Source organism: Flavobacterium pedocola (assembly GCF_053764385.1).
This window is the reverse complement of sequence record NZ_JBSNCR010000002.1, coordinates 350520-363099: the sequence shown is the minus strand read 5'-3', so window position 1 is coordinate 363099 and position 12580 is coordinate 350520. Positions and strand designations below refer to the sequence as shown.

General features: G+C 40.7%; 15 protein-coding genes. 3 read left to right on the top strand and 12 right to left on the bottom strand.

Annotated features, from left to right (window positions below; genetic code table 11):
* Positions 1 to 41 precede the first annotated feature (41 nt).
* Positions 42 to 1055, top strand: coding sequence for a UDP-glucose 4-epimerase GalE (gene galE, locus ACWPKD_RS05680; protein WP_455411704.1), 1014 nt, complete (start codon positions 42 to 44; stop codon positions 1053 to 1055).
* A gap of 63 nt (positions 1056 to 1118) precedes the next feature.
* Here the strand turns inward: galE and ACWPKD_RS05675 are convergent, their stop codons facing one another.
* The 9 genes from ACWPKD_RS05675 to purT form a co-directional block, all read right to left on the bottom strand.
* Entirely contained in the window at positions 1119 to 1379 is a 261-nt protein-coding gene (locus ACWPKD_RS05675) for a hypothetical protein (protein WP_455411703.1), read from the bottom strand.
* Positions 1380 to 1492: 113 nt separating this feature from the next.
* The gene (locus tag ACWPKD_RS05670) at positions 1493 to 1876 is read right to left on the bottom strand and encodes a DUF3037 domain-containing protein (protein WP_455411702.1); all 384 of its coding nucleotides are present in this window, start codon (positions 1874 to 1876) and stop codon (positions 1493 to 1495) included.
* Positions 1854 to 2645 carry a HipA family kinase gene (locus ACWPKD_RS05665; RefSeq protein WP_455411701.1) on the bottom strand — a complete coding sequence of 264 codons (792 nt, stop codon included), beginning with the start codon at positions 2643 to 2645 and terminating at the stop codon, positions 1854 to 1856. Before ACWPKD_RS05665 ends, ACWPKD_RS05670 begins: the two co-directional genes overlap by 23 nt.
* Before the next feature lie 89 nt (positions 2646 to 2734).
* Entirely contained in the window at positions 2735 to 3604 is an 870-nt protein-coding gene (gene fabD, locus ACWPKD_RS05660; RefSeq protein WP_455411700.1) for an ACP S-malonyltransferase, read from the bottom strand.
* 231 nt (positions 3605 to 3835) lie between these two features.
* Positions 3836 to 4366: a YceI family protein gene (locus ACWPKD_RS05655; RefSeq protein ID WP_455411699.1), complete on the bottom strand. Its 531-nt coding sequence runs from the start codon at positions 4364 to 4366 to the stop codon at positions 3836 to 3838.
* A gap of 174 nt (positions 4367 to 4540) precedes the next feature.
* The gene (locus ACWPKD_RS05650; RefSeq protein WP_455411960.1) at positions 4541 to 5257 is read right to left on the bottom strand and encodes a pirin family protein; all 717 of its coding nucleotides are present in this window, start codon (positions 5255 to 5257) and stop codon (positions 4541 to 4543) included.
* A 295-nt stretch (positions 5258 to 5552) separates the two neighbouring features.
* The gene (locus tag ACWPKD_RS05645) at positions 5553 to 6128 is read right to left on the bottom strand and encodes a Crp/Fnr family transcriptional regulator (protein ID WP_455411698.1); all 576 of its coding nucleotides are present in this window, start codon (positions 6126 to 6128) and stop codon (positions 5553 to 5555) included.
* A 2-nt stretch (positions 6129 to 6130) separates the two neighbouring features.
* A complete protein-coding gene (locus tag ACWPKD_RS05640) occupies positions 6131 to 6496 on the bottom strand; it encodes a DUF6370 family protein (RefSeq protein WP_455411697.1) in 366 nt (121 codons plus the stop codon).
* 48 nt (positions 6497 to 6544) lie between these two features.
* Positions 6545 to 7711, bottom strand: a complete 1167-nt coding sequence (gene purT, locus ACWPKD_RS05635; protein ID WP_455411696.1) for a formate-dependent phosphoribosylglycinamide formyltransferase — start codon at positions 7709 to 7711, stop codon at positions 6545 to 6547.
* A gap of 113 nt (positions 7712 to 7824) precedes the next feature.
* Between purT and ACWPKD_RS05630 the strand changes: the two genes are divergently transcribed.
* Positions 7825 to 8799, top strand: coding sequence for a hypothetical protein (locus ACWPKD_RS05630; protein WP_455411695.1), 975 nt, complete (start codon positions 7825 to 7827; stop codon positions 8797 to 8799).
* Between the two features lie 47 nt (positions 8800 to 8846).
* Here ACWPKD_RS05630 and ACWPKD_RS05625 read toward each other — a convergent pair whose 3' ends face one another.
* The 3 genes from ACWPKD_RS05625 to ACWPKD_RS05615 all read right to left on the bottom strand — a co-directional run bounded on the left by ACWPKD_RS05625 (position 8847) and on the right by ACWPKD_RS05615 (position 11809).
* A complete protein-coding gene (locus tag ACWPKD_RS05625; RefSeq protein WP_455411694.1) occupies positions 8847 to 9326 on the bottom strand; it encodes a hypothetical protein in 480 nt (159 codons plus the stop codon).
* 160 nt (positions 9327 to 9486) lie between these two features.
* Positions 9487 to 10689, bottom strand: a complete 1203-nt coding sequence (locus ACWPKD_RS05620; RefSeq protein WP_455411693.1) for a pyridoxal phosphate-dependent aminotransferase — start codon at positions 10687 to 10689, stop codon at positions 9487 to 9489.
* A 25-nt stretch (positions 10690 to 10714) separates the two neighbouring features.
* Positions 10715 to 11809 (bottom strand): fatty acid desaturase family protein, encoded by a 1095-nt coding sequence (locus ACWPKD_RS05615; protein ID WP_455411959.1) that lies wholly within the window; start codon positions 11807 to 11809, stop codon positions 10715 to 10717.
* A 109-nt stretch (positions 11810 to 11918) separates the two neighbouring features.
* On the opposite strand from ACWPKD_RS05615, the gene rsmG reads away from it, so the two are divergent.
* Positions 11919 to 12548, top strand: coding sequence for a 16S rRNA (guanine(527)-N(7))-methyltransferase RsmG (gene rsmG, locus ACWPKD_RS05610; RefSeq protein WP_455411692.1), 630 nt, complete (start codon positions 11919 to 11921; stop codon positions 12546 to 12548).
* Positions 12549 to 12580 lie beyond the last annotated feature (32 nt).

The window sequence follows — 12580 nt, the reverse complement described above, 5'->3', positions numbered from 1 at the left end:
GTCTTTTATCTTGATTCTTGCTTCTGTTTTCTAAAAAGAATATGAAAATACTCGTTACCGGAGGTTTAGGTTTTATCGGCTCACATACTGTAGTGGAACTTCAGAGCGAAGGCTTCGAGGTGGTGGTTGTGGATAATTTGTCAAATTCATCTTTGGATGTACTTAAGGGTATCGAAGCTATTTCCGGGACAAAACCCGGTTTTGAGCATATTGATGTAAGAGACAAAAAAGCGGTTCAGGATTTTTTCAAAAAGCATCATGATATTTCCGGGGTAATTCACTTTGCTGCCAGTAAAGCAGTTGGTGAAAGTGTGGAAAACCCGCTTTTGTATTACGAGAACAATATCAATGCTTTGGTTTATCTGTTACAGGAACTTCAGTCAAAATCTGATGCGCATTTTATTTTCAGTTCGTCGTGCACAGTTTACGGGCAGGCAGCAACTATGCCGATAAAAGAAGATTCTCCCGTACAACAGGCTTTTTCCCCTTACGGAAACACCAAACAGATTGGAGAAGAGATTATTACCGATGTAGCAAAAGTGACGAACCTGAATGCGATTCTTTTGCGTTATTTTAATCCAATTGGAGCGCATCCATCTGTTGAAATTGGCGAATTACCCTTAGGGGTGCCTCAAAATTTAGTGCCATTTATTACACAAACGGCAATGGGTATCCGAAAAGAGCTATCTGTTTTTGGAAACGATTATCCAACACCGGACGGTACTGCTATCCGGGATTATATTCACGTGGTGGATCTGGCGAAAGCACACGTCGTGGCACTACAGCGATTGCTTCATAAAAAGAATGTTGATAAAGTGGAAATTTTCAACATTGGAACCGGCAAAGGAAGTTCGGTTATGGAAGTGATCAATGCTTTTGAAAAGGTGAGTGGTAAAAAACTGCCTTATGTGTTAGTGGAAAGAAGAGAAGGCGATGTGGTGGAAGCTTATGCCAATACCCACAAGGCAAATACTGTATTGGGCTGGAAATCCCAATTTACTTTAGAAGATGCTTTGGAAAGTGCCTGGAACTGGGAACAGAAAATAAGAAAATAATCCCTTAGAAATAGAAAAGTCCTTACACTGTAAGGACTTTTTGTTTTTTGAAAGTGTTAGCTATTAGTGTTTAGCCTCTTCTTTCATTTCTTTAGCACCAGCCTCAACTTTGGCAGCACCAGCTTCTACAGCTTCTCCTGTTTTAGCAGCAGCTGAATCAACAGCAGCTCCCATATCTGCAGCAGCTGAATCAACAGCCTGAGTCATTTCAGTTGCAGCAGCATCTGCGGCCTCATCCATTTTCTCTTCTGTTTTTTCTTTACAAGAAACCATTAAAGCTCCTACGAATGCTAATGCTAAAAGTGTTTTTTTCATTTTTTTCATTTTTAAGAATTAATAATTATTTATCAGTAATGCTAAAGTTAAAGTATTTTTTTAATAAAAAACAATAGAACTTAATAAAAAATTATTTTTAGAAGTATGACTTTTGTTTTGTTTTATAAGACCAATTCCTGATAAAGTTTGTCGAAGGTTTCGTCCAGGTTGAAGCTGAAACCCGGGTGAGGCCTTGATATTTGGATGCTGGAACTTCTTACTGCTGTAAGCCAACGAAAGCGCTCGGCAGTATCCATGGCGGCTATCGGTCCGCCATCAGGGTTTCCGGCGCAAATTTTGCTGAAGGAATGCATGTTTTCTTCCAACTGTTCCAAATCAAACTCTGTACACAGCATCCGTATTTTATCTGAAGTAATGGTGTATTCCATGCGAAGGTATTTCTTTTGTTTACAGAAAAGAAGCAGTCCGATGTTTAGGAACTCTTCGCGCTCTACCCTTGGTACAACCCGAATTACGGCATATTCATATAAGTATCTTTCGTGCATCTTGCGCTTGTTTTAAGAATAAATCGGCATTTTGTAAACGGGTAATCAAAAACTGTAAATAAATATTTCGGATTTCTTCCGGAGAAATCGAATGGTCTTCCCACAGCAACCAATCTTCAGGTATTAGTGCGACAATTTTTCGCAGTACTTCATTATTTAATTTTGATGTAAATTCCTGATGAGCTTCGTTCAATTTTGTCGCTTTTGGCAATAAAACATGGTCTTTAATCAGAACGAAAGGTGTCACGGCACTGGCTTCCCAATTGTTCCATGCATGATGAAAGTAAAACGAAGCGCCGTGATCAATCAGCCATAATTCTTTATGCCAGATCAGTAGGTTGGTGTTGCGAAATGTGCGGTCTACATTGGTGATGAAAGCATCCAGCCATACGATTTTCGAAGCGAGTAATTCGTCACAATCGTTCACGGCAGCATCATACGTAATCGCTCCCGACAGGTAGTGCAAACCTAAATTTAATCCTTGGCTGAACTTCAGTAAATCCTGAATTTCTTCATCCGCTTCCGTACGTCCAAAAGCTTCGTCTAAATTCGCAAAAACCAGTTCCGGAACGGCTAAACCTAGATAACGGGCAATTTCGCCACCCAATAATTCTGCAATTAAGGCCTTTACACCATGTCCGGCACCGCGAAATTTTAACACGTATTTGAAATCGTCATCCGCTTCCGCCAAAGCCGGTAACGAACCGCCTTCCCGTAAAGGTGTTATGTAACGCATAACATTAACTGTCCGCAAAGTAATTGGAGTCATATTTGAAAGTCTTCTGAAACAAAGATATTACTAAAAATAAAAAACTCCGACGTTTTGGCATCGGAGTTTCTATACGTGTCGGCTGTAAATTAAGCCGAAACCGTTTCAATTTCTTTGTTGATTTTGTTTACTAGACCGATTAGTACTTTTCCTGGTCCCACTTCAGTAAAGGAAGTTGCGCCGTCGGCCACCATTCGCTCTACCGATTGTGTCCATTTTACCGGAGCCGTTAATTGGATGATCAGGTTTTTCTTGATCTCGTCTGCGGACGAGACCGCACTGGCTGTTACATTCTGATAAACAGGACAGCTTGGGGTATGGAACGTTGTTGCTTCAATTGCAGCAGCCAACTCTTCTCTTGCCGGTTCCATCATAGGTGAGTGAAAAGCCCCACCAACCGGTAAAATCAAAGCGCGTTTGGCGCCGGCTTCTTTCATTTTTTCACAAGCTTCTTCTACGGCTTTTAATTCTCCTGAGATTACTAATTGGCCCGGACAGTTGTAGTTTGCGGCTACTACCACTCCGTCAATCGAAGCACAAATGTCTTCCACGATTTTGTCGTCTAAGTTTAAAACGGCAGCCATGGTGGAAGGGGTTATTTCGCAAGCTTTTTGCATCGCCATTGCGCGCTGGGAAACCAGTTTCAGACCATCTTCGAACGATAAAGTTCCGTTGGCCACCAAAGCTGAAAATTCTCCAAGAGAGTGACCCGCAACCATATCCGGTTTGATGTCAAGTACTTTGGCTAAAATTACCGAGTGTAAAAATACGGCCGGCTGGGTTACTTTGGTTTCTTTAAGTTCTTCAGCCGTTCCTTCAAACATGATGTCTGTGATGCGGAACCCTAAAATTTCATTCGCTTTTTCGAATAATTCTTTAGCAACTGGTGAGGTTTCGTATAAATCTTTACCCATTCCGGTGAACTGAGCACCCTGACCCGGGAATACAAATGCTTTCATCTTAAATTGATTTAGTTTGAAAAACAAAAATAGTGATTTTTTTGGAGCACCAACATTTGGGCTTTTTTGGAGGCGTCGTTCCCGCTGTCCGCTGTATCCGCTAAAGCGGGATGCCGCTCCCATCGGGGCTGGGAGGAATAGTCTTGGGTGCCGGAAAGCAGAAACCCGATGCTTCATTACAAAACAACGGGCTTCTTCATCAACCAAAAACTTTATTATTATGAAAAGTGTTTATTGTTTTAACAACTGTAATTCGATGTCTAATTTCACATCTTCACTCACCAAAACCCCACCGGTTTCTAAGGCTGAGTTCCAGTTTAAGCCCCAGTCTTTACGGTTGATTTTTCCGGAAATGGTAAGACCTGCTTTGGTGTTGCCCCAAGGATCGGTCATCAATCCGCTGAATTCCGCCGGAAGTTTTACGAATTTGGTCACGCCTCTCATGCTCAAATCGCCTGCTATTTCGTAGGCTTCGTCATCCACCTGAGTGAACGAAGATGCTTTGAAAGTCATTCTCGGATGGTTCTCCACATCGAAGAAATCCGCGCTTTTTAAGTGGTTGTCACGATCGGCATTACGGGTATCAATCGAGTTGATATCGGCTGAAAACTCAATATTTGCTTTGGTGAAATCGTCACCTTCGGTTAGGATGTTGGCGTCGTAATTTTCAAATTTTCCGGAAACGTTGGTAAACATCATATGTTTTACTTTAAATCCGATGGTAGAGTGGATTGGGTCTATAGCCCATTTTGTTGTTGCCATAATTGTATTTTTTAAATTTTTAAGTGTTGTATTTTGATGAAACAAAGTTACGTTGAGGGTGTTGTTCAGGTACTTAACCTAGATTAAGAAATTTAGTGGACAGTCGCAGTCTCAATTTAGTTTTCAGTGCGGTTTGCAGAAGTTACTGTTAGCGGTGACTGAAAACTGCGACTTTTAAATTGTCATCGGAACTTCCATTAACAGAAATTCTGACTCAGCATCTGCTTTGATGGAAACTTTATCCGTATTCCAGATCCCGAAACCATCTCTTTTGTTTAAGGCTTGTCCATTCACGCTAAGGTCTCCGCTCAATACAAAAACATACAGGCCGTTGCCTTCTTTTTTGAATTGGTATTCGGTTTCGACTTCTTTATCGAATTTGCCTAAATGAAACCAAGCATCCTGATGGATCCAAACACCGGCATCGTCTGCATTGGGAGATAGAATCTGTTGTAATTTGTTGTGACGCTCTTCAGGATTTAAGGTAATCTGATCGTAACGCGGTGCTACGTTTTGTTTGTTGGGAATTACCCAAATCTGAAGGAATTTCACAGCTGTGTCCTGATTTTTATTGTACTCGCTGTGTTGTACTCCTGTTCCGGCACTCATCACCTGAATATCTCCGTTTTTGATTACGGTTTTGTTGCCCATGCTGTCCTGATGTTCCAAATCACCTTCCAGCGGAATACTGATGATTTCCATGTTTTGATGCGGGTGTTTTCCGAAACCCATGCCTGCTGCTACAGTATCGTCGTTCAATACGCGAAGCACTCCGAAATTCATGCGTTCCGGATTGTAATAATTAGCAAAACTGAAGGTGTGAAAACTTTGTAACCAGCCGTGATTCGCATTACCGCGTGTATCGGCTTTATGTAAAATAACATTTTCCATAATCTTAGAATTTGTGTTTTGAATGTGATTGAATCCGATTGTTTTTTCCTCGGATGCTTCGCTCTTGTTGGCTAAGGCGTTGCCGGTAATGACCGCTCCGGTGCCTAAGAGTGTTTTTCGGATGAAATCTTTTCGGTTCATAACTTTGATTTTGATAGGACAAAGTTACGTTGAGGGAGAGGCTTGGGTGCTTAACCTAGATTAAGAAATACCAGTTGACAGTCGCGGTTTTCAGTCGCAGTTCCCAGTCTCAGTTTACAGTGAGAAATCTGTTAACTGTGACTGTTAACTGTTACTACTTCTTAAGAAGTCTCGCTTTCATTTTACTGAAAAACTCAGGTGTCACACCAATGTAAGATGCAATTTGCTTTTGAGGTAAGCAGTTTACCAGTTCTTTGTATTTTTTGGTGAATTTGTCGTAGCGTGCTTCAGCAGTGAAGCTTAGGTTGTCGATTAGCCTTTGCTGGTTGGCTACCAGGGAATTTTCGATCAGGATTCTGAAAAAGCGCTCCATTTTAGGTACTTCCGTAAATAATTGATCCTGATTTTCTTTGGATAACAGCAGGACTTCGGCGTCTTCGTTTACTTCGATGTACAATTGTCCGGGACGTTGGGATAAAAAACTGTACATGTCTGCAATCCACCAGCCGGGACAGGCAAAACTCACTACATGTTCCACGCCGTTTTCGTCAATGTTGTAACTGCGCAAAATGCCTTTGGTTACAAAAAAAGAATGGGTGCAGATTTCACCTTCTTTAAGCAGGATGGTTTTTGCTTTGTAGTGTTTGTTTTCGGTAAAAGCCAAAACACGTTCCTGCTCTTCAGTAGTGAGGGAAACGTGCTTGGCGATATTTTCCAGAAGTAAGTTCAAGCTTATTTTGTAGCGGCTTTTTTCTCTTCAATCAGTACGAAAGAGGTCGCTTTGAATTGGTTGTCTACAATCTCTCCTGAAACTTCCGCTTTACGGATGGCGTTGCAGAAACCGTCGTGTGCGTGAGCGTCTCCGTGTTGGTCAATCGATGTACCTTCCACGAAATACGGTTTTCCGTCGATACGAACTGCTAAATCACAGCCTTTTTTTTCGGTCATCCCGAATTGGCATTGCCCGCAGGAAGCTTCCACGATTTGGGTTTTCGGTTTTTCTTTTTTAGCTTCGCTCTGTTCGGCTTTGCCTCGGGTCGGTTGAGCGCTAAGCGTTAAGGTAAAAAGAAAGAATACGGTTGTAACTATGTTTTTCATTAATGTTTTTTTAAACTGAATACTGTGACTGCGACTTAAAACTAAATTTTACGCATTCACCGTTACTAAGGTAGCGGTTTTTTTTGCTTTTTCAACGATTTCCTCGATTGGCGTGTCGATGGCATCGTTTACCAGGACTACGCCCATTCTTCGGTATGGTCTGGATGTTGGTTTTCCGAAAATCCTGAAATCTGTTTTGGATAGCGAGGCTACTTTTTCAATACCGGAATACGTTGGATTGTTGGAATTCTCAGAAGCTAAAACCACGGCGCTGGCTCCTATGCGTTCCAAGGTGATTTCCGGAATAGGAATGCTTAAAATGGCGCGCAAATGTAATTCGAATTCGTTGAAGTTTTGGGTTTTGGCTAACGTTACCATACCGGTATCGTGCGGGCGAGGGGATAATTCTGAGAAGTAAACGCCTTCATCGGTTAAGAAAAATTCCACTCCAAAAAGACCGGCGCCTCCTAATGCTTCGGTTACTTTTCGGGCCATATCTTGTGCTTCCAATATGTCTTTGTCGGAAACACGTGCCGGCTGCCAGCTTTCCTGATAATCCCCACGTTCTTGTCGATGACCGATCGGGGCACAGAATAAAGTTGGATGGTTGTTTTGGGTAACGGTTAATAAAGTGATTTCCGAATGGAAATTCACAAAAGCTTCCACAATTACTTCGATAATGTCGCCACGCGAACCTTCTACAGCGTAGTTCCAGGCTTTTTCAATATCTTCCTGTGTTTTGATGGTCGACTGGCCTTTTCCTGAAGAACTCATGAGCGGTTTTACCACACACGGAATCCCTACTTCGGCTACTGCTTTTTCCAATTCGTCTTTGGTTGTGGCATAACGGTAATTGGCAGTTTTTAAGCCTAAATCTTTTGCGGCTAAATCACGTATCGCTTTTCGGTTCATGGTGAAATTTGCTGCTTTGGCAGACGGGACTACGGTAATGCCTTGTTTTTCATAATCGTAGAAACGTTCCGTTCGGATGGCTTCTATTTCCGGTACGATAAAATCGGGTTGGTGTTTGGCTACGATGCGGTCTAGTTCAGCACCGTCTAACATGTTGATTATTTCAAAAGCATGGGCGACCTGCATGGCCGGAGCATTTTCATAGCTGTCAACAGCAATCACTTTTTGCCCGATTCTTTGTGCGGCGATTACGAATTCTTTTCCAAGTTCTCCGGAGCCTAACAGTAATATTTTCTTTTGCATTATGTCGTGTTGTTTTAGGCTTTAAAGGTAAAAAGTTTTATAGGCATGGACAAAATTGTTTTTGTTATACTATTTTAGTTTTTTAGGAGTTATAAGTGTATCATTAGTATAAGATGTACAAGAATTTTTTTTATACAGGTATTCTGTTGCTGAGTTTTTTTTCTGTTTTCGGACAGCAGGGGATTTATGTAGTGAAAGATTCCATTACCCGTGAGCCTTTGCCTTATGCCAATATAGACTTCCTTAACGGATATGGTTTTTTTGCGGATGAAAACGGGAAGCTGGTTACCAATAAGGAGTTACCTGAAAAAATAAAAATTTCCTATGTAGGCTATCAGGCGAAAATGGTCGTTTTAAATAAAGTTCACGGAGCTGATATTTTTCTCAAGCCTTCCACTAAAATGCTGGATGAGATGAAAATTGTGGTGGCCAAAGAGGATTTGGGGAAAAGGAAAGAATTTGTAACGAAACCTTTTTTGCATGGCAATATGGATCAGATGTATTGGTCGTCGATTGGGCAGCAGATTGCGTTTTATATTCCGCAGGAAAAGCGAAAAAGCGAATTAAAGTCTGTGGTGATTCCGTTGATTTTGAAAGACATTCATCAGGGGATTACGGAAGTCTCTTTTGAAGACGAACCCTACGGAACCTTAGTGAAATTTGAGTTCATGAGCAACGATAATGGTTTGCCCGGTGAAAAACTGTACGAGTATACAAAGGTTTTTGTGATTTATTCAGCAGAACTCAAAGATAAAGTTGAAGTGAAATTTGAGGAACAACTCGCCATACCGGAAAAAGGATTTTTTGTAGTGATGACCGTTATCGGAAAAACCGACACCCGCGGTAAATATGTTTCGGAATTGCCATATTCGGTTGCAGATTACCGGAATCAGGATAAAAAAATCATGAAAATTATTTTGCCGAATTACCCGTTGGTGAAAGCGCCCAATGGCCTGCCGACTTTTTTCAGGAATTTATTCGCTGCTTCCAAAAACTGGCGTCAGATTGAAAAACCCATGGTGTTTAAAAAAGATGAAAAATATCCGTTGTACAATATTGGAATAGGATATACGATTTCGGGATATTAGTTTTTGTTTTCTTTTAAAGTAAATTTTGTTTTCGGAATAAAAGACTTTTAGCCAAGCGATATTATAAATGCAAACATTAAGATAACCAGCAGAAATAATGGCAGTACTACAAATAGGTACAACTTTCTGTTAAATCTTTTTTTCTTATTATTCTTTTCTTCTTTTTCCTTTGTAAATAGTACAAGTTCTTCATCAGTAAGTCCGATAACGTTGGAAATAGCTGTGCAAATGTCATTTATTTCTCTGTTTGCACTGTTTGTGCTTATGGTTTCATAACTTTTGTCAAAAAGGCCTATTATTTTTCGGATCTCAATATTGATTTCAGTGGTGTTATCGTTTACTGCGTTTAAATTGATGTCTGCGAAAATTTCGTAGCCACGGAAAGTGTATAAATTAAAAACGGGTTGTGATGAAACCGGTTTGAAATAGTCGTCGGCTATAGGAATGTTCTCAACTGCTCTTTGTACGGTTTCAAGAGGGAATTCGATTTGAAATGATTTTCTTGGATTTGTAACGAAAAAAGTCATTAGTCCTTTTTATTTAAAATTCCTACAAATGTATAAAAAAGGAAACCGTTGTTGGTTTTGCAATAAAGTTTTAATTAAAAATAATTTGGAATTGACTGTTTTGAGAATTGCCAAGATATTGTTTTATAAAAAAGCCTCAGGATTCCTGAGGCTTTTTTAATTATGCTAATACTTCTGAAGTTGCTACGGCTTCTTTAATTCTGCGTAGGGCTTCTTTCAGTAAATCTTCGCTGGTGGCGTACGAGAAACGGATACAGTTCGGGTTTCCGAAGGCGTCTCCCGTTACGGTGGCTACGTTGGCGTGCTCTAACAAATACATCGAGAAATCGTCGGCATTGTTGATTTTTATACCGTTTAAGGTTTTGCCAAAGAAAGCGGAAACATCCGGGAATACGTAAAATGCTCCTTCCGGTACGTTGATTTTCATACCCGGGATTTCTTTGATCAAACCTACCACTAAATCTCTTCTGCTGTGGAAAGCGTCCACCATGTATTTTAATACTTTCGGATCGGCGTCTACAGCTGTGATTGTTGCTCTTTGTGCAATCGAATTGGCTCCACTGGTCACTTGTCCCTGGATTTTAGTACAGGCTTTAGCAATGAATTCCGGCCCACCGATATAACCGATTCTCCATCCGGTCATGGCAAAAGCTTTTGCTACTCCGTTTACGGTAATGGTTCTGTCCATCATCCCCGGAATGGAAGCGATGCTGCAAAATGTTCCAGAGAAGTTGATATGTTCGTAGATTTCATCGGAAACCACATAAATATTCGGGTGTTTTTCCAAAACTTTAACCAGAGCGGTCAATTCCTCGCGGTTGTATACCGAACCACTTGGGTTGCAAGGGGAGCTGAACCACATCATTTTGGTTTTTGGGGTAATCGCCGCTTCTAATTGCTCCGGCGTGATTTTGAAATCGTTATCTACGGAAGTAGGTACTTCAACTGGTGTTCCGCCGGATAATTTGATGATTTCGAAATAACTAACCCAATACGGAGCAGGAAGGATTACTTCATCACCTTCGTTTAACATTACCTGGGCAATGTTGTATAACGATTGTTTAGCGCCCGTAGAAACTACAATTTGAGACGGTTTATAATCTAAATTGTTGTCGCGTTTGAATTTACGGCAGATAGCTTCTTTCAGTTCCAGATATCCTTCTACAGGGGTGTAGGTGCTGTAGTTTTCGTCAATGGCTTTTTTAGCGGCTTCTTTAATGAAATCCGGTGTGTTGAAATCCGGTTCTCCTAAACTAAGGCTGATAATGTCTTTTCCTAGTGCTTTTAATTCTCGGGCTTTTGCCGCCATGGCTAGCGTTTGTGAAACTGCCAGATTGTTAATTCTGTCCGATAACGGGTTCATGATTGTAGTGTTATGTAGTTATGTGTTATGCTAATTGAGGTTTTTGCCCCATTTCTTTTAAATGTTTAAAATGCGAATACATCGCCGAACGCATTGTTTTGAATTCGTAATACGGCAGGTTGCATTCGGCTGCTGTTTGTTTTACGATATCGGCAATTTTTCCGTAATGGATGTGGCTGATGTTCGGAAAAATATGATGTTCGATCTGATGGTTCAAGCCTCCGGTGTACCAGTTTACCAACCAGTTTTTAGGGGCAAAATTAGCTGTGGTAAACAACTGGTGCGCTGCCCATGTATTTTCGATTTCGTTGTTTTCGTCCGGTTGCGGATGATCGGTTTCTTCCACTACGTGTGCCAACTGAAATACGATGCTTAAAATCAAACCTGCGGTGTAGTGCATAATGAAAAAGCCAAGTAAAACTTCCCACCAAACAATTCCCAAAAGCATCGGAACGACTAGCCAAATGGAAAAGTAAATCACTTTTGTAACTACCAAAGTGCTCCATAATTTGAATGGGCTTGGGAATTCTCCGTATGAAAGTTTTCGTTTGATATAACTTCTCATTTGTTTGAAATCTGTAGTAATGGCCCAGTTGAAAGTTAGTAACCCGTAAAGGAAAACGGAATAGTAATGCTGGAATTTATGTACCGGAGACCAATCAGCGTGTTTGGTAAAACGGATAATACGTCCGGCTTCCAGATCTTCGTCATGACCGTGAATGTTGGTGTACGTATGGTGCAGAACATTGTGCTGTACTTGCCAGTTATACACGTTTCCGGCCAAAATATAGATGCTGCCACCCATAATTTTGTTCAGCCAGGGCTTGGAAGAATACGAACCGTGATTCCCGTCGTGCATTACATTCATGCCCACTCCGGCCATCCCGATCCCGATAACAATCGTCATCAGTAAATGTGCCCACAAGGGTAAGTCTAATGCCAAAATCAGAAAATAAGGCGTCAGGAAAATAGAAAACATGATTACCGTTTTCAGGTGCAGTTTCCAGTTTCCGGTTTTTTTGATATTGTTTTCTTTGAAATATTCGTTAACGCGCTTGTTCAGCGTTCTGAAAAATTTCAAGCTGTCTGCTTTTGAGAAGATTGGAGCATTGGTATCCATGTTCATTTGCATTAAATTCGTCCAAAGGTAATTATTAATGGAAAGTAATTCGTTAAAGTTGATAAAAATTTAACCTCTAAATTGTGTATTTTTGCCTAAAATTTTGAAAATGCAGGATATTGTAAAATATTTCCCTAACCTAACTGATACTCAGGTAGAACAATTCCAAATGCTGGAAGAATTGTACAAAGACTGGAATGCTAAAATCAACGTGATTTCACGAAAAGATATTGACGAGTTGTATACCAAGCACGTATTGCATTCCCTGGGAATTGCCAAAGTAATGGAGTTTCTGCCGGGAGCAAAAATCTTGGATGTGGGAACCGGTGGTGGTTTTCCGGGGATTCCGTTGGCTATACTGTATCCGGAAACCGATTTTTACTTAATCGATGTGATTGCCAAAAAAATCCGTGTGGTGAATGAAGTGGCTAAAGGATTAGGGTTGCAGAATGTGAAAGCCGAACAAATGCGCGCCGAAAACGTAAAAGAAGATTTCGATTTCATCGTAAGCCGGGCCGTGACCAATATGCCGGACTTTCACAAATGGATAAAAGATAAAATCAAAAAGAAAAGCAATCACGAACTGAAAAACGGCATTCTGTACTTAAAAGGCGGTGATTTGTCTGAAGAGTTGCAGGATTTTCCAAAAGCGACTTTGTATAATTTGTCCGATTTCTTTGAAGATGAATTTTTTGAAACCAAGAAAGTGGTGCATTTGCCATTGAAGTATAAGGCGTAAAGAAGAATAGAGAAAAGAAAATAGAATAAAAA

Bases quoted from the DNA above. Each gene is read 5' to 3' on its own strand.
- galE (WP_455411704.1), top strand. From the start codon at position 42: ATGAAAATACTCGTTACCGGAGGTTTAGGTTTTATCGGCTCACATACT.
- ACWPKD_RS05675 (WP_455411703.1), bottom strand. From the start codon at position 1,379: ATGAAAAAAATGAAAAAAACACTTTTAGCATTAGCATTCGTAGGAGCT.
- ACWPKD_RS05670 (WP_455411702.1), bottom strand. From the start codon at position 1,876: ATGCACGAAAGATACTTATATGAATATGCCGTAATTCGGGTTGTACCA.
- ACWPKD_RS05665 (WP_455411701.1), bottom strand. From the start codon at position 2,645: ATGACTCCAATTACTTTGCGGACAGTTAATGTTATGCGTTACATAACA.
- fabD (WP_455411700.1), bottom strand. From the start codon at position 3,604: ATGAAAGCATTTGTATTCCCGGGTCAGGGTGCTCAGTTCACCGGAATG.
- ACWPKD_RS05655 (WP_455411699.1), bottom strand. From the start codon at position 4,366: ATGGCAACAACAAAATGGGCTATAGACCCAATCCACTCTACCATCGGA.
- ACWPKD_RS05650 (WP_455411960.1), bottom strand. From the start codon at position 5,257: ATGGAAAATGTTATTTTACATAAAGCCGATACACGCGGTAATGCGAAT.
- ACWPKD_RS05640 (WP_455411697.1), bottom strand. From the start codon at position 6,496: ATGAAAAACATAGTTACAACCGTATTCTTTCTTTTTACCTTAACGCTT.
- purT (WP_455411696.1), bottom strand. From the start codon at position 7,711: ATGCAAAAGAAAATATTACTGTTAGGCTCCGGAGAACTTGGAAAAGAA.
- ACWPKD_RS05630 (WP_455411695.1), top strand. From the start codon at position 7,825: ATGTACAAGAATTTTTTTTATACAGGTATTCTGTTGCTGAGTTTTTTT.
- ACWPKD_RS05625 (WP_455411694.1), bottom strand. From the start codon at position 9,326: ATGACTTTTTTCGTTACAAATCCAAGAAAATCATTTCAAATCGAATTC.
- ACWPKD_RS05620 (WP_455411693.1), bottom strand. From the start codon at position 10,689: ATGAACCCGTTATCGGACAGAATTAACAATCTGGCAGTTTCACAAACG.
- ACWPKD_RS05615 (WP_455411959.1), bottom strand. From the start codon at position 11,809: ATGGATACCAATGCTCCAATCTTCTCAAAAGCAGACAGCTTGAAATTT.
- rsmG (WP_455411692.1), top strand. From the start codon at position 11,919: ATGCAGGATATTGTAAAATATTTCCCTAACCTAACTGATACTCAGGTA.